The organism is Peribacillus sp. YIM B13477, assembly GCF_042787955.1.
GTDB classification, from domain to species: Bacteria; Bacillota; Bacilli; order Bacillales; family DSM-1321; genus Peribacillus; species Peribacillus frigoritolerans.
Genome location: NZ_JBHZPD010000001.1, coordinates 1,018,949 through 1,040,824 on the forward strand (window position 1 = coordinate 1,018,949; position 21,876 = coordinate 1,040,824).

The window sequence follows — 21,876 nt, forward strand, 5'->3', positions numbered from 1 at the left end:
ATCAAGGGTGTGATAATGCTGGTGGGCAGGCAGTGGATAAATTCAGCTAAACCAGAAAGGGGAAAAATGATATGTTACTAGAAAAGTACAGAAATCTGCAGGATATTCTTCAAAAAATGGAGTCGGTTGTTGTCGCTTTTTCAGGAGGGGTGGACAGCACGTTTTTGCTAAAAGTCGCTATTGATACTCTGGGTTATGATAATGTGTTAGCCGTTACAGCGGATTCGGAAACCTATCCATCGAGTGAGTTGAAAGAAGCCATTATGCTATCAAAATGGATTGGTGCCAACCATCGTGTCATTCAAACTTCGGAGTTGGCCATTCCTGGATATAAAGAAAACAATCAGAATCGCTGTTACTTTTGTAAAAGTAGTTTATTTGACCACCTGCTTCCTATTCTTGAAGAATATGAATTTAATAATATTATTTATGGAGTTATCGCTGATGATGCTAACGAATTTCGTCCAGGCATGAAAGCAGCTAAAGAAAAAGGAATCAGCGGACCTCTTCTAGAAGCCGATTTATTCAAAGAAGAAATAAGAGTATTGTCCAAGCAAGCCGGATTGCCAACCTGGGATAAACCGTCATTTGCTTGCCTATCCTCACGAATAGCATATGGCGATATCATTACGAGGGAAAAATTGACCAAAGTTGATAAATCAGAGGCTTACATAAATTCACTGGATATTCATCAGGTAAGAGTCAGGACCCATGAGGATACTGCCCGAATTGAAGTTGAACCCGATGATATGCCACGAGTGCTTCAATACCATGCGGCGATCACGAAACGGCTGAAGCAATTTGGTTATAAGTATGTATCAATGGATCTCACGGGCTATACAAGCGGAAGTATGAATATGGCGCTTAAAAAGGAAGAAATGTCATGATTGACGATATTTTGGAGCAAGTTCAAAAGGGTTCATTGACAGTTGCGGAAGCGAAGGGAAAACTTGAATCCTATGAAAATTTAGGGTTTGTGAAAATCGATCATCATCGTAAAAGGAGACAAGGCTTTCCCGAAATTGTGTTTGGGGAAGGGAAAACAGCTGAACAAATTTTAACGATTGTCCAATCGCTGCGGACAAGGAATGATTCTGTGCTTGTGACTCGTATTTCTCGGGATAAAGCGGTATTTGTACAAAAAGAATGTAGTGATTTTGAGTATAACGAGATTGCACGGACACTTGCTTGGGTTAGAGAAAAGCCGAAATCCGTTGATTCATATATTGCAATTGTATGCGCCGGGACATCAGATTTGTCTGTTGCTGAAGAAGCAGCCGTGACGGCCGAAACTCTAGGTATTCCTGTCAGGCGTATATACGATGTTGGCGTTGCTGGGCTTCATCGCCTCCTTGATAATATAGACGAAATAAGGGGTGCTACCGTATCAGTTTGTGTCGCGGGAATGGAAGGGGCACTTCCAAGTGTGTTAGGAGGCCTTGTCACGAATCCAATTATTGCTGTGCCGACAAGTATTGGTTACGGTGCTAATTTTAACGGTTTATCGGCCCTTTTATCAATGCTCAATTCATGCGCATCTGGTGTAAGTGTTGTGAACATCGATAATGGATTTGGTGCAGCCTACAATGCAGCGATTATATACAAGCTTGTACATAAAAAGGAGGTCAATGGTGATGAGGACTTTATATTTTGACTGCTTTTCCGGGATAAGCGGAGATATGGTTATTGGTGCGTTGATTGATGCAGGTGCAGACCCTATAAAAATGGAAGAAGAGTTAAAAAAGTTGAACATGGATGAAGAATATAATCTGTCATGGGGGAAGGTCGTCAAAAATGGCATTACGAGTACTAAATTTGATGTCATTCTTACCAGTGAATCAAACCAAACACATGAACATAGCCACAGCCATGAACAAGACCACAGTCATGGACACAGTCACAGTCATGAACATAGCCACAGCCATGAACATAGCCACAGTCATGGACACAGTCACAGTCATGGACAAGACCACAGTCACAGTCATGGACACGAGCACAGTCATGGACAAGACCACAGTCACAGTCATGGACACGAGCACAGTCTTGGACATGAACACAACCATAGCCATGTACCTCACAGCCATCCCGGCAGCCGTACCTACAAACAAATTGTAGAAGCTATCAATGAGGCGAACTTTAATGAATCGGTAGCTAATATGTCACTCGCCATTTTTAAGAAGATTGGTGAAGCGGAAGGGCATATACACGGGCTTCCACTGGAAAAAGTACACTTTCATGAAGTAGGGGCGGTAGATTCAATAATAGATATAATCGGGGCTGCAATTTTAATCGATCAGCTAGGTATCGAATCAGTTCAGTCATCAGCCATTCCAACGGGATCTGGACATATACATATTGATCACGGAATATATCCTGTTCCTGCACCTGCCACTCTTGAAATATTAAAGGGGGTACCAATTGCCTCAAACGATATTCGTTCTGAACTAGCAACGCCGACGGGTGCTGCCATCGCTGCGGTTTTAGCTGGAAACTTCGGCTCGCTTCCAGCCATGAATGTCGAATCGATTGGCTATGGTGCGGGCACAAAAACATTCGAAAATCATCCGAACGTCCTTCGCGTTATCATAGGGGAGAATCAATGAACCGCCCGCCTGATCATGAGCATCTTGATGAACAAATGGTGAAAATGGAAGTGAATCTAGATGATATTTCCGGTGAATGGCTGGGGCATGTAATGGATTTGTTGTTCGAATCAGGAGCAAATGATGTATTTTATACACCAATCTATATGAAAAAAAATCGACCGGGGATATTATTGCAGCTTCTCTGTTCACAGCAGGGGATTTCGAAAATGAAGAAGATATTATTTGCTGAAACGACGACTCTCGGCATTCGCTACTACCCGCTTACTGTGCACCGGCTTGAGCGCTCTTTTTTCAATGTGAATACTCAATGGGGGGAAGTGACGATAAAGAGAGGGATTCATGAGGGATTGACCTTGCAGCAGGCACCTGAATATGAGGATTGCCGTAAAATTGCCGTACAGAACAATATACCTCTTAAAAGGGTCTATGAAGAAGTTTGGAAGTGTCTCGGGGAGGTGGTAGAGAAATGAGTTTGGTGTCGATTCTTACATTAGGATTCCTATTGGGGATAAAGCATTCGTTAGAACCGGATCATGTTATTGCCGTAGCAACGACGGCAGGAAATACGAAAAAATTATCGCATTCCACTCTAACGGGAGTGTATTGGGGTATAGGCCATACAAGTACGCTGTTTCTTATAGGTGTCCTATTCATTTGGATGAAGGGGGAAATTCCAGAGTCGTTAAGCATGACGCTGGAATTCGGTGTGGGCATTATGCTTGTTATGCTAGGGGCGAAAAGTTTATTTAAAGCTCGCCCTGATATCACGAACGACAAAGATAGATTTCGCCCTTTTTTGGTGTCTGCTTTAATTGGTTTCGTCCATGGTCTTGCGGGCAGTGCCGCAATGGTCATTCTAACGATGTCTACCGTAACCGGTATAGGCGAAGGATCCATCTATATCATTATATTTGGCGCAGGGACAATAATTGGCATGCTGTGCTTTACTACTATTCTAGGCATACCGTTTGCTTTGAATGGGAAGGACATCGTTTTAAACCGAATCTTCATCAAAATGTCGGGAGCTATAAGTTTTGCATTCGGACTTTATTATATATACAAATTGGGTGTAACAGAAGGTTTGTTTGCGCTATGGGCTAATTGATTTATTTTATAAGCATGTTATTTGACTGTCTAAAACAATAGTCAGTCTTTTTTTTGAGTTCATCAAACCAAGCTTGGTTTGATGAAGGAAAAGGCCACAACCGACAATAAGCTTGTCTTTACAGGAACACTTCAATGGACATGTTCAAGCAAATTTCTGGGTATATTGTAACAGATATGAATCTCCCAATTATTATTCTGCAATTATTTGTAGTTGAAAGAAGGGATGGACAATAAAAATAAGACCCCATGACACTGCCATTTTTATAAGAATGGCAGCGTCGTAGGATCTGTTATCTTGTTACATAGAAAGTCACGAAATCTAGGTTCTGCTCCGGCCGCTAGGCAGATAAACGTTTATTTTTCCTTTGGAGAATCCATATTTCAATTGCACCAGAGCCAAGCAATACTCCTGAAACAATGAAGATAAGTCCGATGAAATGTGCAGGCACAAGGGCTTCATTAAGGAAAAATGCTGCCCCTAACAAAGAGAATAAGGTGTTTAAGTTAAGAAATATGGATGATTCGGCTGCGCCTACTTTACCAATGGCATAATTATAGCTCATGTGCCCGAGGGCGGTGGCAAAAATAGCGGAGAAAAAGAAAGCTCCCCAGATGGATGGCGGTGCGGTTGCCAGGGAAGATAAGCCTTCGGGTTCCTTCCATAAGCTGATGGCAAAAAGAATAAAAGACCCGATCAGCATCATGTAGCCGGTTAATAATCGTGGATCCATTGTTTTTGAGGCTTTATTAATGAGGATGAAACTCAATGCCTGTGAAAGAATGGAAAGCAAAATATCCACATCCCCAAGATTAATAGAATGAATTCCTCCGCTTCCTGCCATAACGGTAAAACTTACACCCAGGGAACCGCATATAAAGCCAAGCAGCTTGATTAACGTAGGTTTTTTTCGAAAGAAAATCATGGTCAAAATGACAGTCAATATTGGCCCCATGCCCAAAATCAATCCAGCATTCGAGGCGGAAGTCTTCGTCAATCCCTCAGCTAAAAAATAATGATGAAAAACGACACTCAAAAGTGCTCCTCCAAAAACGTAAAAAAGTTCACTTTTTTTAGGAAGGCGTATTAGTCCAAAGAAGAAAAGGATAATAATGACGATAAGAGAAGCAGTAAAAATTCTCATAGATGTTATCGTTACGGGCTGCGTATGCGCAACTAAAATTTTAATAACTGAGACATTTAACCCCCATGTAATCATTATTCCGGTAAGTAAGATGTATATTTTCAAAAAACTCATTCCAAACAACCTTTCAAACTTATTTAACAATTGATATATTATACAACTTTCTCCCAAATTAATAGCAAAGAGTAAATTTGATCGAAAAAAAATCTGAAACTGTCAATTATTTAAAGGTGAAACAGTTCTTGTTTGTTTTCCATAATATAGCTTTTTATCGTAAATTTAGCTGAAATTTCATATGAAATAGTATCGAATAAAAATAAAATTACAAATTATCAAACTTTTCTATTGTTTTTGATAGGGTTTTCATTTACAATTTCCTTATGATTTACCAAACCGGTTTAGTAAATAACTAAATCGATTTAGCTAATAAGCATAATGAAAGTGATATGATCAAATGTTTTTGTTTCCATTTGTGAATGTTCGCAAGAAGGAGGTACTGTATTGTCATCAAAATATGGTGTTTTAACGCTGGGCGACGCCATGATCACGCTAAATCCGGAAGAGACAGGACCTTTAAGATTCGTTAACCGTTTTGAGCGAAAAGTAGGAGGCGCTGAACTGAACTTTGCGATTGGCTGTGCAAGGCTAGGCTTGCGGTCAAAATGGATAAGCCGTTTAGGCAAGGATGAGTTCGGTAAAGTTATTTATAATTTCGCTCGTGGGGAAGGCGTGGACATGAGTGATGTGGCCTATGTAAATGGATATCCAACATCTCTTAACTTTAAAGAAATTCGGGAAGATGGTTCCGGAAAGACATTTTATTACCGCTATCAATCTCCCATTTTAACTTTAAAGCCTGGAGATATAACAGAGAAGATGTTTGAAGGGATTGATATAGTCCACCTTACTGGAGTATTTTTGGCTATAAATCCGAAAAATGTCAACATTGCCAAGAGGGTAATGGAAATTGCAAAACAAAAAAATATACCTGTTTCTTTTGATCCGAATATCCGCTTAAAGCTATGGTCCATCGAGGAAGCAAGATCAGTTTACTATGATATTTTTCCATATGTTGATATTTTGCTTACAGGTTTAGATGAAATAAGATTGATCATCGGTACTGACTCGAAAGAATCTTTGGCTGAATTCGCGAAGGTGAATGCTATTGATCAGCTTGTCATTAAGGACGGGAAACAAGGTTCAAAACTATATACCAAAAGTGAATGGCATGAAAAAGAAGCTTTCCCTGTAATACCTGTAGATACAGTTGGTGCGGGAGATGGTTATGATGCCGGTTATATTTACGGATACCTTAATGGTTTATCAATTGATGAAAGATTGGCATTCGCAAATGGTGTAGGAGCTCTTGTCACCACTGTTGCAGGGGACAATGAAGGATTACCATATTTGGATGAAGTAATGCCTTTCATACAGAATGAGATTGTAATAGAAAGATAGTAGGCTGAAAGAAATGGGGAGAGGAAATGGCAACAGTAACGATACAAGCCGAGGAAGCAAAACGATTAGTTATACAACAGCTGACCAAAGTGGGTTTGAATGAAGAAACTGCCGGGAAAATTGCGGAAGTATTGGTTCATGCTGATCTCAGAAATGTCAATTCCCATGGTGTTTTGCGAACAGAGCATTATGTGAACCGTTTACAGGCAGGGGGTATAAATCCCGAAGCCCAGATTTCCTTCCAAAAGACAGGGCCCGTTACCGGTGTAATTGATGGAGATGATGGATTTGGGCATGTGATCAGCGACGTGGCCATGGACCATGCAATCGATATGGCGAGAGAAAATGGCGTGGGCATGGTGACTGTTTTTAATAGCAGCCATTGCGGAGCACTAAGTTATTTCGTTCAAAAAGCCGCTGATGCAAAGTTGATTGGCATCGCGATGTCACATACCGATAAAATTGTGGTCCCATTCGGGGGAAAAACATCATTTCTTGGTACCAACCCAATCGCTTACGGAGTTCCTGCCAAAACGAAGAAACCTTATATTCTTGATATGGCAACATCCAATGTTGCATGGGGGAAAATTCTCCAGGCACGTGAAGAAGGAAAGGAAATCCCTGAAGGATGGGGTGTCGATGAAAATGGAGCTGCAGTCACGGATCCGAATAAAGTCGTTTCCCTTTCCACTTTCGGAGGCCCGAAAGGCTATGGTCTATCGGTAATTGTAGATGTGTTTTCTGGATTATTGGCCGGTGCGGCATTTGGCCCGCACATTGGGAAAATGTATGACGATCTTGATAAGAAACGGAAGCTGGGGCATTATTTTTGTGTAATCAATCCTTCATTCTTTACAGATACTGATATATTTTTAGAGCAAATGGATCAAATGATTGAAGAGCTGAAACAGGTTGAACCTGCTCCAGGGTTCGATCGCGTATATGTACCGGGTGAGATTGAACAAATCAATGAAGAAAAAAACCTGAAACATGGTATTACGATAGCATCAAGTGTTTATGAATTTCTTGCAAAGTAGGTGGGAGAAATGAAAGCGGTTCAAGTACGGAAAGCTCATGAGCTTATCATACAAGAAGTGGAAAAACCAGGGATTTCGAACTCGACGGATGTCCTTGTAAAAGTAAAAAGAGTCGGGATTTGTGGATCGGATATGCATATTTACCATGGTACGAATCCTCTTGCTACGCTGCCGCGAGTTGTCGGGCATGAAGTAGCGGGAGAAGTTGTGGAGATTGGACAAGGCGTCGTGGGCATAAAAGTTGGGGACCATGTTGTTATTGAGCCCATCAGTTACTGCGGGAAGTGTTACGCCTGCCGCAAAGGCCGCCAAAATGTTTGTGAAAAACTGTCCGTTTTTGGCGTACATGAAGATGGTGGTATGAGAGAATGGTTCGTCCTTCCCGAGAAACAATTACATGTTGTGGATTCCGCGTTGGCATGGGAAGAAATAGTATTGGCTGAGCCATATACAATCGGAGCACAGGCCGTTTGGAGAGGTGAAGTGGAGGAAGGGGAAACAGTGCTTATCCAGGGAGCTGGGCCTATTGGGATTTGCATATTAAAGATGGCAAAGCTTCAAGGAGCATCAGTGATGATCACGGATTTAAGTGAGGAACGTTTGGAATTCGCTAAAGAAAGCGGCGCTGATATCATTGTCCATGCGGGAAAAGAAGATGTTCAAAAACGAGTGGAAGAATGGACGAATGGAGAAGGTGCCAACGTCGTCATTGATGCAGTATGCTTGCCGATGACATTTGAATTGTCTTTTGATGTTGTATCAACGGCGGGCCGGATTGTCGTACTCGGTTTTGATGAACGGCCTGCATCAGTTTCCCAACTCCCAATCACTAAAAAGGAAGTCTCGGTTAAAGGATCTAGGTTGCAAACCAATCAGTTCCCAAAAGTAGTTAAACTTTTAAATGAAGGAAAACTCAGACAAGAAGGTTTAATTACCCATACATTTTCGCTGGATGATATCCAGGAAGCATTTAATTTTGTGGAAAATCATCCCGAACAAGTTCGAAAAGCGATCATCGTTTTTAATTAAAGGGGGGGCAGGATTTATGGACAAACATTCAATCATTCATCGAATAAAGGAAACGAAAGTTGTAGCTGTTATCCGGGGACAGGATGCAAAGGAAGCGGCACAACTGTCTAAAGCAGCTGTGGAAGGCGGTGTTCGGGCAATAGAATTGACTTATACAACACCGGGAATTGAAGAAGCTTTCAATGAACTGCAGAATACGGATGCACTCTTAGGAGCAGGATCGGTACTTGATTCTGAAACGGCTCGACATGCGATTTTAGCTGGTGCCAATTTTATCGTCAGTCCCTATTTTGTCAATGGAGTAGCCGAACTTTGTAATCGATACGGCATTCCCTATATGCCTGGTTGCATGACAATCAAAGAAATGGCTACGGCAATGGAAGCAGGTTGTGATGTTTTGAAGTTATTTCCGGCAAACCATTTTGAACCTTCTTTCATCAAGTCGGTTAATGGTCCACTGCCTAATGTAAGAATCATGCCAACCGGCGGAATTAATTTGGATAACATGAAGGACTGGCTGAATGCAGGTGCGGTAGCAATCGGGATCGGCAGTGACTTGAACAAAGCTTATCAAAATGGCGGCTATGAAGCAGCAGTGGAAGTAAGCGGAAAATATATGCAAAAGATTGCGGAATGACGGAGGTGCATGATGAACATTACATTTAGATGGTATGGGAAAGACAATGATACCGTTACATTGGAGCACATTAAACAGATTCCTGGTGTGAAAGGGATTGTATGGGCACTACACCAAAAACCTGTTGGTGAGGTATGGGAAAAGGAAGAAATTAAAGAAGAAATCGAATATATCCAATCATTTGGTTTTCACACGGATGTTGTAGAAAGTGTAAATGTCCATGAATCGATTAAATTGGGTAACGAAGACCGCATGATATATATTGAGAAATACAAAGAGACGATCCGAAATCTCTCGGAAGCTGGAGTGAAAGTCATTTGTTATAACTTCATGCCGATCTTTGATTGGACTCGTACGGAAATGTTCCATCCTTTGGAAGATGGCTCAACTGCCCTATTTTATGAAAAGGCGAAAGTGGATACGTTAGAACCGCAAGATTTGATTCGTACGGTGACGGAAGCTTCCGATTTAACTTTACCAGGTTGGGAACCAGAAAAAATGGATCGAATTTCTGAATTATTTGAAGCTTACAAAACTGTCGACGAAGAGCAACTATGGGCCAATCTTGAAATATTCCTTAAAGAAATATTACCTGTTGCCGAGGCTTGCGGCATTAAAATGGCTATTCATCCGGATGATCCGCCATGGTCCATTTTTGGCTTGCCGAGAATCATCACCGGAGAATCGAGCTATGAAAAACTGATCTCGATTTCGGACTCACCGTCGAATGCATTTACCATGTGTACTGGATCGATGGGGGCAAACCCTGAAAATGATATGGTCCAAGTGGCTAAAAAGTATGCAAACCGTTCGCCTTTCTCCCATATTCGAAATGTGAAGATTTATGAAAATGGTGACTTTGTGGAAACATCCCATCATACCCAGGATGGATCCATCAATATACAGGGCGTCGTGGAAGAATTGAATAAGCAGAATTATACTGGTTATGTCAGACCAGATCATGGCCGCCATATTTGGGGTGAAGATTGTCGCCCAGGTTACGGTTTATATGACCGAGCATTGGGCATCATGTATTTGCTCGGATTATGGGATGCATATGAAGCTGGTAAATCAGGTGGGAAATCATGATTCCCATCCATGAAAACTTATCGAACAGGGTGGCAGTGATCACTGGGGGCAGCGGTGTTTTATGTTCGAAAATGGCTGTGGAATTGGCCCGTCATGGTGTCAGGATAGCTATATTGAACAGAACGGCCGAAAAAGGGCAAGAAGTGGTCGAACTCATTGAACAAACAGGGGGCACTGCGATATCCATAGCAGCAGACGTATTGGATAGAGCCTCATTGGAGAATGCAAGAGGAAAAATAATAGAATCGTTCGGAAGAGTGGATCTATTAATAAATGGAGCGGGAGGCAATCATCCTGATGCCATTACAGCTCCAGAGAAATATGGGGAAGAAGCGGAAGGGAAATCCTTTTTTGATTTAGATGAAAATGGTTTCTCCCAGGTTTTTGCCAGTAATTTCACCGGTACATTTTTGGCCAGTCAGGTTTTTGGGAAAGAGTTATTGCAAGTGGAAGCACCAATTATCGTAAATGTATCATCCATGAGTGCCTACGCTCCGATGACTAAAGTGCCAGCATACAGTGCTGCCAAAGCTTCGATAAATAATTTTACGATGTGGATGGCTGTACATTTTGCCGAAGCAGGTTTACGGGTGAATGCCATTGCTCCAGGATTCTTTTTGACGAAGCAAAATCGGGATCTTCTGCTTAATGAAGATGGCAGTCTGACAGCAAGGTCTAATAAAATCATTACTTCAACACCCATGAAGCGTTTTGGGCAGCCTGAAGACTTACTTGGAACGTTGCTTTGGCTCGTTGATGAATCCTACTCGGGCTTTGTCACAGGAATTACGGTACCGGTCGATGGTGGTTTCATGGCATACTCCGGTGTCTGAATTCAGCTCCTATAAAAAGACAAACAAGTTAACGTGATTAAATTAGTTCCATGGTATGGGAAATTGACTTTTTTACTGCATCAGAAGGTGATTGTAAAGCTTTACTTATTATAATAGAATATTCCTTATATATTGAAATCACATGACAGGGATGAATGAAATGAAAACCATTACAATTACTGATGTCGCCAATCACGCGAAAGTATCAAAAAGCACAGTTTCCCAATACCTGAACAAACGCTATGAATATATGAGTGAAAAAACCAGGAAAAAAATTGAAGAAACAATCGAAGAGTTAAACTATCAGCCTAATATAATAGCGCGCAGTTTAAAACAAAAGTCCACTTTTACCGTTGGGGTAGTGGTTGCCAATATCCTTCACACGTTTTCAACGCAAGTTATTAGAGCGATAGAAAACTACTTTTATGAACAAGGGTTCCATATTATCGTATGCAATGCGGATGACAATCCTGAAAAGGAAAAGAATTATATTGAAATGCTAAGAGCTAAACAAGTGGATGGGATCATCATTTTCCCCACAGGGGACAATCTTGATTTGTATCAACGGATGAAGAGTGATCAATTCCCGATTGTATTCATGGATAGGACAATCCAAGAATTGAATATTGCTACAGTCATGCTCGATAATCACCTTGCTTCCAAGTTAGCGATCGATCGGTTTATTGAAAAGGGTTTTGAAAACATTGCAATTATAACCACTTCAATAATACGCGATATCAGCCCTCGAATCGAACGGATCCAAGGGTATAAGGATTCACTCGCGTCACATGGGATACCAGTCAATTCTGAATATATAAAAACCGTGAATACAGACGAAATTCCGCTTGCACTTTCAGAATTTTTCGAATTGGAAAAGCCGCCTCAAGCCATATTGGCAGGAAATGATATCGTACTTAATGAAGTATTGCGTTATATGAAACAGCATGAAATCCATATACCTGATGACATAGCGGTCATAGGCATCGATGATGTACCATATGCCAGTTTCTATACACCGACCATCACAACGGTTAATCAGCCAGCCATTGAAATGGCCAACTTGGCAGCGGAGTTACTGCTTAGTCAAATCAATAAAACAGGAAAAGAGGATACAAGCGTGCATCGCTTGAAACCGACTTTGCTTACAAGGAATTCTTGCTAAAAATGGATGTAAGATTCCTGTAAAAAAGGAAGCGCTTTTTTACAGGAATTCTAAACCGATTTAGTTAAAGATCTTTAGGTTTAACTCTTGGGTATTAAATGGAAACGTTTCCAAAAATGCTGCTGCATTTTCAGAAATGTATAGGGGGGTACTTTATGTTTTCAAATGGTAGAGGAATGGTTATCGTATTCTTGTTCTTGGCAGGCGTAATAAATTATCTGGACCGATCTGCACTGTCCATTGCAGCTCCGTTCATTCAAGATGATTTATCTTTAACAGCCACACAGATGGGAATTATCTTTAGTAGCTTTTCCGTTGGTTATGCCGTATTTAACTTCCTTGGAGGCATGGCGTCCGATAAATGGGGAGCAAAGCTTACGCTTTTCGTGGCGATGATCGTTTGGTCTTTATTCAGTGGGGCGCTTGTACTTGCTGTCGGTTTTGCCAGTATGATCGTCATCCGCATCCTGTTTGGGATGGGCGAAGGCCCTCTTTCGGCAACCATCAATAAAATGGTGAATAACTGGTTCCCGGCAAATCAACGGGCATCTGTCGTTGGTTTGACGAATAGCGGGACGCCGCTTGGTGGCGCCATTGCAGGTCCGATAGTTGGATTCATTGCCATCTCTTATGGATGGAGAGTTTCTTTCATTGCCATAATGGTAATTGGTCTTATATGGGCGATTTGCTGGTGGAAGTTCGTTAAAGAGAAACCAGAAGAGTCAAAAGAACAGAAGCATACAGGAAAATCTTATGTAGCGGCAACATCGGAAGGGAAATTGAAATTCACCTTCTATTTAAAACAAAAAACGGTTTTATTTACAGCTCTAGCCTTTTTTTCTTACAACTACATTCTCTTCTTTTTCTTAACTTGGTTCCCAAGCTATTTGGTGGATGCACGCGGGCTAAGTGTAGAAAATATGAGTATCATTACAGTGATTCCTTGGATTTTTGGATTCATCGGACTAGCTTTGGGTGGATTCGTGTCGGATTTCTTCTATAAAAAATTCGCACAAAAAGGTGTTTTATTCTCACGTAAGTTAGTGCTAGTAACATGTTTGTTTTTATCGGCGTTATGTATCGGTTTTGCTGGACTTGTATCCACAACAGTCAGTGCAGTAACGCTTGTCGCACTTTCCGTCTTCTTCCTATATTTGACTGGTGCCATTTACTGGGCAATCGTCAACGATGTCGTCGACCCTGGTAATGTTGGTTCTGTTGGAGGTTTTATGCATTTCTTGGCAAATACAGCAGGAATCATCGGACCGACGTTAACAGGATACATTGTCGATACCTCAGGCACATACACAGTTGCATTCTTGCTTGCAGGTGGATTGGCAGTTGTTGCCTCGCTAGCGGTCATCCGTTTTGTACGACCGATAGTAAAGCCTGCGTAATAGATTGTTAGAATGGAAGTGTCTCCCAAAGGGAAGACACTTCCATTTTTCATTTGTATTAGGCATGCCTAGCGGATCCTATTTTCTTTTCGAAATGTAGCCGGTGTCTTTTCATTGTATTTCTTAAAGGTACGATAAAATTGCGGCATGCTTTCAAAACCACACATTTCGGCAATATGGGCAATGGTGTGATTCGTTTCCAGTAAAAGTTCCTTTGCCTTGATGATCCTTTTCGTGTTTAGATACACGACTAACCCAATTCCAGTCGTTTCCTTAAAAACCCTGCTAAAATGAGCGGGACTGACCAATGCTTTTTGTGCAAGTATCGTCAGCGTCAATGGTTCATCCAAATGTTCATTAATATAGATTAAAATATCTTTCATCCATTCTGAACTATAGCTCTTGCCCTCGGATAATTCTTGTTTGCCATTTATCCGGATACGGTATAAATCAAGTATGATCTGATGAACGATCAGCAAACAAGCATGCCTCGAGCCCATCGATCGGCTATTCGTTTCTTGCAGGATGAGTTCTAGCTGTTCTTCCAACTTTTCTTGTTCCTTCTGCAGCAATGATATTTTGTAATTCTTACTCTTTTTTGTCAGATCAAACAAGTGTAAATATGAAAAAGAATCATCAACCACATCTTTATATATTAATGTGGGACTGAAAAAGATAATGGTGGAGGTGACAGGGTCGTCCTTATTCGGTAAAGCCCTATGAATGGTATTGTTTGGGATCAGGAATACATCCCCTTGCTGCATATCATAAAACACATCACCGATAAAAAAGGTCCCTTTACCGTTATAAACATAAACAATTTCATAATGGTCATGCATATGATCGGACAATTCATTCTGGGGACTTTTCGTATCTTGATAGACAAAAGAAAATGGGAAGAGTAAATCATGATTTAATGCATTATGGATTTTTTTCATTTGTTCATCTCCTGAAAGTATAATACAACAATAATGAGTATATTTATAGCAAAATACGCAATTAATATTTCAAATATTGATGTTAAAATTAATAGAGGATTTGAAAATTAAAAAAATTCAAGGGAAAAATGAAAGGGCTTTCGGAATGGGTTGGCGTTACCTTTAGAACTTCTTCACTCATGATAAGGAGGGAACAAAATGAATAAATTTGTTCAATTGCATTCAAACGATGATGTTGTTATTTCCTTGGAGGGGATTCAGAAAGGACAGAGCCTCCAGATTCAAACAAAAGATAGGGGAATGATCCATATCAAGGCACGTGATGACATTCCAAAAGGGCATAAATTGTTAGTGAATCCGGTTAAGCGAGGGGAGGACGTAATCAAATTTGGCTATTCGATTGGAAAAGCTAAAGAAGATCTCCCCATTGGAGACTGGGTTCACACTCACAATCTGACATCCGGTTTGCATGGCATATTGGATTATTCCTATCAACCTAGCATTCAATATACAAAAGAATCCAGTCAAAATCATACCTTCCAAGGATATATCCGTGAAAATGGGGAAGTGGGTATCCGGAATGAAATCTGGATCATCAACACAGTTGGTTGCATCAATAAAACATGTGAACTTCTCGCTAAAATGGGAAATGAGCAGTTTAAAGATCGACAAATTGATGGGGTTCATCACTTTTCCCACCCCTACGGTTGTTCTCAATTGGGAGATGATTTGACCCATACACAGAAACTATTGGCAGCCTTGGTTCAACATCCAAATGCAGCAGGGGTTTTAGTAGTTGGATTAGGATGTGAGAACAATCAAATCGAAGCATTTAAAGAAGTCATAGGCGAATTTCCTCCAAGTCGGGTTAAATTTTTAAAAGCCCAGGAGGTTCAAGATGAATTGGAGAGCGGCTTACGCTTAATGGGTGAACTAGTGGAATATGCGGAAGGGTTCATACGCCAGATCGTACCAGTTTCAAAGTTGAAAATAGGCTTGAAGTGCGGGGGTTCAGATGGTTTTTCAGGCATTACCGCTAATCCATTGGTTGGTGCGGTTTCCGACTTAATAGTGGAAAATGGCGGGACCACGATATTGACAGAGGTTCCTGAGATGTTTGGAGCGGAAACGATTTTGATGAACAGGGCAAGGGATGAAGAAACCTTTAAGAAAATCGTTGGCCTTATTAATGATTTCAAACAGTATTTCATTCGCCATGATCAAGAAATTTATGAAAACCCTTCACCTGGAAACAAGGAAGGCGGTATAAGTACACTGGAGGAAAAATCACTTGGATGCACGCAAAAAGGGGGCCATGCCACTGTAGTGGATGTAAGCCCATATGGAGAACGAGTGGTGAAGCATGGTTTGAATTTGATCAATTCCCCTGGAAATGATCTGATTTCGGTGACGGCTTTGGCAGCAGCCGGCGCACATATCGTCCTATTCACTACGGGAAGAGGAACACCATTCGGCGGACCGGTGCCAACTGTAAAAATAGCTACGAATTCAGAATTAGCCAATCGTAAAAAGCACTGGATTGATTATAATGCCGGCCGGTTGATAGAAGGTCAAAAGATCGATGAATTAAAGGACGAGTTATTCGATTACATTCTTGAGCTTTCATCCGGTAAAAAGAAAACGAATAATGAAAAATTCGGATATAGGGAGATAAGCATCTTTAAAGAAGGTGTCATTCTCTAATAGTACAAGGTTTCTATTAAGCTATAAAAAAGGAGTGTTATTCAGTGAAAAGTATTGTTTGTGAACAACCTTTTGAATTTAAGATGATCGAATCGGAAAAACCCGTACCTAACTCAGGGGAAGCTTTGATTCGTGTGCGGCGTATAGGTATATGCGGTACGGATATCCATGCCTATGGAGGTAATCAGCCCTTTTTTAGCTATCCTCGAATACTTGGCCATGAATTATCCGGTTTAATTGAGTCCATACCGGAAAATGAATCAGGGCTTAGTGTCGGGGATCAGGTATCGATCATCCCCTATATGGAATGTGGAAAATGCCTGGCTTGCAGAAGTGGAAAAACGAACTGCTGTACGGATATGAAAGTGTTGGGTGTACATGCTGAAGGCGGCATGAGTGAGTGGATTACGGTTCCTTTTAAACATTTGGTGAAAACAGAAGGTCTCACACTTGATCAATCCGCAATGATAGAGCCTTTAAGTATCGGGGCTCACGCAGTCAGGCGCGCCGCTATTCATAAAGGGGAATTTGCACTAGTAATTGGTGCTGGTCCCATTGGTTTGGGAGTCATGGCATTCGCTAAAGAACAGGGTGCGAAGGTGATCGCAATGGATGTAAATGATGAACGCCTTGCGTTTGCTGGCAAATGGGCAAATGCCGATTATACTTTGAACGTTATGGAGAATCCAATGGAGAAATTGGCCCAATTGACGAATGGAGATATGCCAAGCGTGGTATTTGATGCTACAGGTAATGCTAAGTCTATGATGGAGTCATTTAAATATCCTGCTCACGGGGGAAGATTGATTTATGTAGGTTTAGTTAAAGCGGATATTACCTTCAATGATCCTGAATTCCACAGTAAAGAGCTTACATTGATGGGAAGCCGTAATGCAACAAAGGAAGACTTTGATTATGTCGTGAATACGCTGAAGAATGACAAGCTGGATATGAGCCAGTATATTACACACCGCACACATATGGATGAAATGATCAATCAATTTGAAGGGTGGTTAACTCCTGAAGCTAAAGTGATCAAGGCGATTGTCGAAATATAAGCATTAGGTAGGCTGTTAGTCGCACTCTGAATTGGATATTTCAATAAGAAAGGAGTTCTTTTATCATTGAACATAAATAGAAGTCAACTAAAGCGTTTGAGTAAAGATACAAAAGCTGTCCAATCCTCACATAAGATGGATTTCCCCATAAAAGTATTGCAGATTGGTGAGGGGAATTTTCTTCGGGGCTTCTTTGATTGGATGATTCATGAGTGTAATAAACAAGGTCATTTCAAGGGAAGCATTGCAGTTACCCAGCCTCGGCCCGCCGGTAAAGGGAAAATAGAAGAAGTGAAGCGGCAAGATGGACTGTATACATTAATGTTACGTGGTTTTCACCAAGGGGAGAAAGTGGAAAGTACAGAGATCATTTCCGTTTTTTCGAAGGCAATTGATCCATATGAAGAATGGATGGAATTTTTAGCACTATCAGAAAATCCTGAATTGGAATTTGTAGTTTCCAACACGACTGAAGCAGGAATCAAATATCAGCCGATACCTATGGAAGAAGGAAAGCCGATGGAATCTTTTCCAGGAAAACTGACTGCTTTTTTGTATCATCGTTATCTGCATTTCAATGGAGATGCGAAAAAAGGATTGATCATGCTTCCATGTGAGCTTTTAGAGAGAAATGGTGATTCATTGAAGCAATGTGTTCTTAAGCATGGCAGGGATTGGGATTTACCAAAGCCATTCATGGAGTGGGTGGACCGGGACAACCTATTCCTAAACTCGCTTGTAGACCGTATTGTTACAGGATTTCCAGCCAATGAGTCGGACACCCTATTTGCTGAATGGGGATACAAGGATACTCTGCTAAATACAGCAGAACCCTACCATTTATGGGCTATTGAAGGTGACCCTTATATCGATCAACGTCTTCCTTTACAACAATCCGGATTGAATGTGCATTGGGTAAAAGATTTGACACCTTATCAAATGAGGAAGGTAAGGATACTTAATGGTTCACATACCTTGTTGGCTCCTTTAGGCATTTTATCTGGATTGGAAGAAGTAAAACAGGCAATCGATCATCCTGAATTCAACCAATTTCTTAGCAATGCCATCGAAAAGGAAATAATTCCTTCATTACCTTTTGATCAAAATGAGATGATGCAATATGGGGAAAGTGTTCTTGAGCGATTTAAGAATCCTTTTGTACATCACCTCCTGGCCGATATCTCGCTGAACAGCATTTCGAAGTTCAAGGCTCGTCTCCTTCCTACCTTAGAGGAATATCATGAGGCGAAAGGCACGCTGCCCGACTGTATCGTAAGAGGTTTTTCGGGCCTGATCCGATTTTATAGGGTTAATGAAATGAAGGGGAGTTATATTGGTAAAAGCTTTGCGGGTAAAGACTATGTCGTTAAAGATGATATAAAGACAATTGAATTTTTCCAGGAACAATGGCTTCGTTATGATAAGGGGGAAGTCCCGCTTAGACAATTGATAGAGGCAACCTTAAATAATCAATATCTATGGGGGAAGGATTTGAGCGGTATCCCTAACCTTGGAAACGAATTATGCCAATATCTAGAAGGGATGATTGACTGAAATTAGTCTTTGAAAGGATTTATCAAGATTAATTTTATGAATATTCTCCCTATCTCTTATTTTTTTCTTTCTTTTATTTGTATTTTTGGTATACTGGATTAGTGATATTTTTTCTTATTAGTTTCCTAATGGAAAGATATTAAAAGAATTACATATTCTTTTATTCCCGTGAAGGGGAGTAGCGTCAGGGATAACCTGAAATAAAGTCGTCATTACGTGGGAACCCCACCGGCTTTATTGGCCTAATTCATTTAGTGCTTAGCGAGACCTTTGCCATTTATGGCAGAGGTCTCTTTATTTTTGTAAAAAGGAGGAATTTGTGTTGGATTTTTTATCAGGTGAATTCATTTCAGGACTTTTAGCGATCATTATGATAGATTTGGTTCTAGCCGGTGATAATGCGATCCTTATTGGATTGGCTGCAAGAAAGCTTCCGAAAGAACAGCAAAAAAAGGTGATAATATGGGGAGCGGTCGGGGCAATAGTGATAAGGATCATTGCAACGCTGCTAGTTGTTTGGCTATTAGAGGTGCCAGGACTGCATTTAATAGGGGGATTACTTCTTGTATGGATTGCTTATAAGCTCCTTATCGATGAAGAAGAACATGATGTGAAGCCTGCAGACTCGATGTGGGCTGCCATAAAAACTATCATTATTGCAGATGCATTGATGGGATTGGACAATGTCCTAGCTGTTGCAGGTGCTTCTCATGGTAACTTCACTTTAGTGGTAATCGGTTTACTTGTATCAATTCCAGTAGTGATGTATGGAAGCACTTTGATCCTGAAACTGATCGAACGCTTCCCATTCATCATAATAATTGGTGCGGGAATACTAGGTTGGACAGCTGCTAAAATGATTGTAGCTGAACCTTTCATGCACGACTACTTTGCAAATCCATTCATTAAATATGGATTTGAAGCGATAGTGGTGATTGGAATCCTGTTTGCCGGGATTTCAAGACAGAAAAATATCGAAAAAGAAAAAGCAAACAGAGAAAAAATGCAAATCGAACGTAATGGATAATCGATACAAAGAGACCTTTCGGATGAAAGGTCTCTTCTTTTTGTCTATGCCATATAAGTCAAAATAAGAAAAAGGATGTACCAAAGTCCGCACTTTGGTACATCCTTTTGCGAATTAGCAAACGATAACATGCATGTCAATAACGGTATTTTAGCTAAATGATCATATGGAGCGTTCACTCTGTTATTTTAGTTTAAGTTAATCCAGACACTTTTGACTTCCGTATAATTATCCAAAGCATAACTGCCCATTTCCCGACCGATTCCACTTTGTTTATAACCGCCAAATGGAGAAGCTGCATCAAATGCGTTATAGCAGTTTACCCAAACTGTACCTGCTTTTAATTCATTAGCCACATAATGGGCTTTTTTTACATCCTGTGTCCATAAACCTGCAGCCAATCCATATTCTGAGTTATTTGCACGGTTTATCACATCATCCAAATCGTCAAAAGGCATCGCAGCTACAACAGGACCGAAGATTTCCTCTTTAGCTATTGTCATTTCGTCTTCAACGCCTGCAAATATTGTAGGCGTTACAAAATAACCCTCTCCTTGTCCGTAATTACCCCCGGTAACCACTTCAGCTCCTTCAGACTTTCCTTTTTCAATATAACCGCCGACTCTTTCCATTTGTTCACTGGATACCAAAGGCCCTATCTGGGTAGATGGATCAAGACCGGCCCCTTGTTTAATGTTTTTTGCATGGGACACTAAGTCAGCTACCACGTTATCATAGGATTTCTTTTGAATGTACAGGCGGGAACCGGCACAGCAAACTTGTCCTTGATTAAACATGATGCCCATTAAAGCTCCAGGAATGGCTTTACTCATATCTGCATCCGGTAAAATGATATTAGGTGATTTCCCGCCTAATTCCAACGAGATTTTTTTTACGGTTGCCGAAGCTTGGCGCATGATCATTTTCCCTACTGAGGTTGAACCGGTAAAGGCAATTTTATCGACATCAGGATGATCTACAAGCGGTGACCCTGCTGTTTCACCAAATCCTGGTATGACATTGAGAACGCCAGGAGGAAAACCTGCTTCAAGCGCCAATTGTCCTAAATATAAGGCTGAAAGCGGCGTTTGCTCCGCTGGTTTTAAAACGATCGTACATCCGGTAGCAAGGGCCGCGCCTAATTTCCATGCGGCCATAAGTAGAGGGAAATTCCAAGGGATGATCTGTCCTACCACTCCAACCGCTTCATGACGGGTATAATTGAAGTAATTCCCAGCAACAGGTATTGTTTGTCCTACTATCTTAGTGGTCCATCCCGCATAATAACGGAAGTGATCGATTGCAAGGGGGACATCGGCATTAGTGGTTTCGCCAATTGGCTTGCCATTATCCAGGGTATCCAATTGTGCTAACGCTTCTTTATGTTCCTCCATGAGGTCCGCTAATTTATAAATGAGACGACTGCGATCCGATGCACTCATTTTTTTCCAAGGACCTTTGTCGAACGCCGTACGTGCTGCTTTGACTGCTTTATCTACATCTTCCGGACCCGCTTCACTCACAACCGCTAAAACCTTGCCGTTTGAAGGATCGAGAGTCTCAAAGGTTTTTCCTGAAGCAGCTTCCACCAATTCCCCATTTATCAAAAGTTTTTTGGTGCCCTTCAAGAATTCTTGCACACGTGGATTGAGTTTAATAGTTTGTTCCATGTATAATACCCCTTTTCAATTGGATTATATTGTTCGATATCTGTTTGGACAATGGCCCTAAGTAAAAGGATCAGGCATACTATTATGTTTTTTATCGAATTCCCTTTGGCAGACTTGCAGCGATTCTGACTATCTTGATTTCTTCCCCCCCTTTATCAAAAAGGAATCAATATCTCGACATGTAATTATGCAAGACTGATGCCATAACAAAAAACCTATGAAATCAGTTAAGAAGGTGGTGGAGGGGAAAAGGAAGGTGCCTTACTGTTCCATATTGGAACAGGCAGGTGTTCCAATATGGAACAAAAAAGTTTAGTAGTTCACATAAGCTTGTTTTCATTTTGGTGGATATCTGAATTTTCTGTTATAATTAAATTGAAGGAACGAACCCTGAATGCTCTGAAACTTTGGATCTCTTAAAGTTTTAT

The 21,876-nt window shown here is 41.0% G+C and carries 20 protein-coding genes; 17 read left to right on the forward strand and 3 right to left on the reverse strand.

The window, feature by feature from the left end; translation table 11 throughout:
- Positions 1–71 precede the first annotated feature (71 nt).
- From larE to ACFX4H_RS05030, 5 genes are read left to right on the forward strand one after another with little or no spacing between them, the layout of a single operon-like run.
- Positions 72–887 carry an ATP-dependent sacrificial sulfur transferase LarE gene (larE, locus tag ACFX4H_RS05010; RefSeq protein WP_377434294.1) on the forward strand — a complete coding sequence of 272 codons (816 nt, stop codon included), beginning with the start codon at positions 72–74 and terminating at the stop codon, positions 885–887.
- Complete coding sequence (gene larB / locus ACFX4H_RS05015) at positions 884–1,654, forward strand: nickel pincer cofactor biosynthesis protein LarB (RefSeq protein WP_249597745.1); 771 nt, start codon at positions 884–886, stop codon at positions 1,652–1,654. Before larE ends, larB begins: the two co-directional genes overlap by 4 nt.
- On the forward strand, positions 1,635–2,603 hold the full coding sequence (gene larC / locus ACFX4H_RS05020) for a nickel pincer cofactor biosynthesis protein LarC (protein WP_377434296.1): 969 nt from the start codon (positions 1,635–1,637) through the stop codon (positions 2,601–2,603). The genes larB and larC overlap by 20 nt, the downstream gene beginning before the upstream one ends.
- Positions 2,600–3,076 (forward strand): nickel pincer cofactor biosynthesis protein LarC2, encoded by a 477-nt coding sequence (gene larC2, locus ACFX4H_RS05025; RefSeq protein ID WP_283249055.1) that lies wholly within the window; start codon positions 2,600–2,602, stop codon positions 3,074–3,076. The genes larC and larC2 overlap by 4 nt, the downstream gene beginning before the upstream one ends.
- Positions 3,073–3,711 (forward strand): DUF4833 domain-containing protein, encoded by a 639-nt coding sequence (locus ACFX4H_RS05030; protein ID WP_377434300.1) that lies wholly within the window; start codon positions 3,073–3,075, stop codon positions 3,709–3,711. The genes larC2 and ACFX4H_RS05030 overlap by 4 nt, the downstream gene beginning before the upstream one ends.
- 340 nt (positions 3,712–4,051) lie before the next feature.
- Here ACFX4H_RS05030 and ACFX4H_RS05035 read toward each other — a convergent pair whose 3' ends face one another.
- Positions 4,052–4,969: a DMT family transporter gene (locus ACFX4H_RS05035; RefSeq protein WP_034307115.1), complete on the reverse strand. Its 918-nt coding sequence runs from the start codon at positions 4,967–4,969 to the stop codon at positions 4,052–4,054.
- 387 nt (positions 4,970–5,356) lie between these two features.
- Between ACFX4H_RS05035 and ACFX4H_RS05040 the strand changes: the two genes are divergently transcribed.
- The 8 genes from ACFX4H_RS05040 (at position 5,357) to ACFX4H_RS05075 (ending at position 13,497) form a co-directional block, all read left to right on the forward strand.
- Positions 5,357–6,313, forward strand: a complete 957-nt coding sequence (locus tag ACFX4H_RS05040; RefSeq protein ID WP_377434302.1) for a sugar kinase — start codon at positions 5,357–5,359, stop codon at positions 6,311–6,313.
- Between the two features lie 26 nt (positions 6,314–6,339).
- Positions 6,340–7,350, forward strand: coding sequence for an ureidoglycolate dehydrogenase (allD, locus tag ACFX4H_RS05045; RefSeq protein ID WP_063590997.1), 1,011 nt, complete (start codon positions 6,340–6,342; stop codon positions 7,348–7,350).
- 9 nt (positions 7,351–7,359) lie between these two features.
- Positions 7,360–8,379 (forward strand): zinc-binding alcohol dehydrogenase family protein, encoded by a 1,020-nt coding sequence (locus ACFX4H_RS05050; protein ID WP_328138358.1) that lies wholly within the window; start codon positions 7,360–7,362, stop codon positions 8,377–8,379.
- Between the two features lie 16 nt (positions 8,380–8,395).
- Positions 8,396–9,016, forward strand: a complete 621-nt coding sequence (locus ACFX4H_RS05055; RefSeq protein WP_268589669.1) for a bifunctional 2-keto-4-hydroxyglutarate aldolase/2-keto-3-deoxy-6-phosphogluconate aldolase — start codon at positions 8,396–8,398, stop codon at positions 9,014–9,016.
- Positions 9,017–9,028: 12 nt separating this feature from the next.
- Positions 9,029–10,105 carry a mannonate dehydratase gene (gene uxuA / locus ACFX4H_RS05060; RefSeq protein WP_054395679.1) on the forward strand — a complete coding sequence of 359 codons (1,077 nt, stop codon included), beginning with the start codon at positions 9,029–9,031 and terminating at the stop codon, positions 10,103–10,105.
- Complete coding sequence (locus tag ACFX4H_RS05065) at positions 10,102–10,938, forward strand: SDR family oxidoreductase (RefSeq protein WP_063591000.1); 837 nt, start codon at positions 10,102–10,104, stop codon at positions 10,936–10,938. The genes uxuA and ACFX4H_RS05065 overlap by 4 nt, the downstream gene beginning before the upstream one ends.
- Before the next feature lie 160 nt (positions 10,939–11,098).
- A complete protein-coding gene (locus ACFX4H_RS05070) occupies positions 11,099–12,100 on the forward strand; it encodes a LacI family DNA-binding transcriptional regulator (RefSeq protein WP_328138359.1) in 1,002 nt (333 codons plus the stop codon).
- A 155-nt stretch (positions 12,101–12,255) separates the two neighbouring features.
- Positions 12,256–13,497: an MFS transporter gene (locus tag ACFX4H_RS05075; protein ID WP_098185409.1), complete on the forward strand. Its 1,242-nt coding sequence runs from the start codon at positions 12,256–12,258 to the stop codon at positions 13,495–13,497.
- 68 nt (positions 13,498–13,565) lie between these two features.
- On the opposite strand, the gene ACFX4H_RS05080 is transcribed toward ACFX4H_RS05075, so the two are convergent.
- Positions 13,566–14,435, reverse strand: coding sequence for an AraC family transcriptional regulator (locus ACFX4H_RS05080; protein WP_241636315.1), 870 nt, complete (start codon positions 14,433–14,435; stop codon positions 13,566–13,568).
- 198 nt (positions 14,436–14,633) lie between these two features.
- Here ACFX4H_RS05080 and ACFX4H_RS05085 point away from each other — a divergent pair, with 198 nt between their 5' ends.
- From ACFX4H_RS05085 to ACFX4H_RS05100, 4 genes are all read left to right on the forward strand, one after another.
- Positions 14,634–16,139 carry a UxaA family hydrolase gene (locus tag ACFX4H_RS05085; RefSeq protein ID WP_377434308.1) on the forward strand — a complete coding sequence of 502 codons (1,506 nt, stop codon included), beginning with the start codon at positions 14,634–14,636 and terminating at the stop codon, positions 16,137–16,139.
- Between the two features lie 44 nt (positions 16,140–16,183).
- Complete coding sequence (locus ACFX4H_RS05090; protein WP_328138361.1) at positions 16,184–17,197, forward strand: zinc-binding alcohol dehydrogenase family protein; 1,014 nt, start codon at positions 16,184–16,186, stop codon at positions 17,195–17,197.
- Positions 17,198–17,263: 66 nt separating this feature from the next.
- The gene (locus ACFX4H_RS05095) at positions 17,264–18,751 is read left to right on the forward strand and encodes a tagaturonate reductase (protein WP_377434311.1); all 1,488 of its coding nucleotides are present in this window, start codon (positions 17,264–17,266) and stop codon (positions 18,749–18,751) included.
- A gap of 322 nt (positions 18,752–19,073) precedes the next feature.
- Positions 19,074–19,778 carry a TerC family protein gene (locus ACFX4H_RS05100; RefSeq protein ID WP_034307087.1) on the forward strand — a complete coding sequence of 235 codons (705 nt, stop codon included), beginning with the start codon at positions 19,074–19,076 and terminating at the stop codon, positions 19,776–19,778.
- Between the two features lie 188 nt (positions 19,779–19,966).
- On the opposite strand, the gene ACFX4H_RS05105 is transcribed toward ACFX4H_RS05100, so the two are convergent.
- Positions 19,967–21,448: an aldehyde dehydrogenase family protein gene (locus ACFX4H_RS05105; RefSeq protein ID WP_241636310.1), complete on the reverse strand. Its 1,482-nt coding sequence runs from the start codon at positions 21,446–21,448 to the stop codon at positions 19,967–19,969.
- Between the last annotated feature and the right edge of the window lie 428 nt (positions 21,449–21,876).

Bases quoted from the DNA above. Each gene is read 5' to 3' on its own strand.
- ACFX4H_RS05030 (WP_377434300.1), top strand. From the start codon at position 3,073: ATGAGTTTGGTGTCGATTCTTACATTAGGATTCCTATTGGGGATAAAG.
- uxuA (WP_054395679.1), top strand. From the start codon at position 9,029: ATGAACATTACATTTAGATGGTATGGGAAAGACAATGATACCGTTACA.
- ACFX4H_RS05065 (WP_063591000.1), top strand. From the start codon at position 10,102: ATGATTCCCATCCATGAAAACTTATCGAACAGGGTGGCAGTGATCACT.
- larB (WP_249597745.1), top strand. From the start codon at position 884: ATGATTGACGATATTTTGGAGCAAGTTCAAAAGGGTTCATTGACAGTT.
- allD (WP_063590997.1), top strand. From the start codon at position 6,340: ATGGCAACAGTAACGATACAAGCCGAGGAAGCAAAACGATTAGTTATA.
- larC (WP_377434296.1), top strand. From the start codon at position 1,635: ATGAGGACTTTATATTTTGACTGCTTTTCCGGGATAAGCGGAGATATG.
- larE (WP_377434294.1), top strand. From the start codon at position 72: ATGTTACTAGAAAAGTACAGAAATCTGCAGGATATTCTTCAAAAAATG.
- ACFX4H_RS05035 (WP_034307115.1), bottom strand. From the start codon at position 4,969: ATGAGTTTTTTGAAAATATACATCTTACTTACCGGAATAATGATTACA.
- ACFX4H_RS05075 (WP_098185409.1), top strand. From the start codon at position 12,256: ATGTTTTCAAATGGTAGAGGAATGGTTATCGTATTCTTGTTCTTGGCA.
- larC2 (WP_283249055.1), top strand. From the start codon at position 2,600: ATGAACCGCCCGCCTGATCATGAGCATCTTGATGAACAAATGGTGAAA.
- ACFX4H_RS05085 (WP_377434308.1), top strand. From the start codon at position 14,634: ATGAATAAATTTGTTCAATTGCATTCAAACGATGATGTTGTTATTTCC.
- ACFX4H_RS05105 (WP_241636310.1), bottom strand. From the start codon at position 21,448: ATGGAACAAACTATTAAACTCAATCCACGTGTGCAAGAATTCTTGAAG.
- ACFX4H_RS05055 (WP_268589669.1), top strand. From the start codon at position 8,396: ATGGACAAACATTCAATCATTCATCGAATAAAGGAAACGAAAGTTGTA.
- ACFX4H_RS05050 (WP_328138358.1), top strand. From the start codon at position 7,360: ATGAAAGCGGTTCAAGTACGGAAAGCTCATGAGCTTATCATACAAGAA.
- ACFX4H_RS05070 (WP_328138359.1), top strand. From the start codon at position 11,099: ATGAAAACCATTACAATTACTGATGTCGCCAATCACGCGAAAGTATCA.
- ACFX4H_RS05080 (WP_241636315.1), bottom strand. From the start codon at position 14,435: ATGAAAAAAATCCATAATGCATTAAATCATGATTTACTCTTCCCATTT.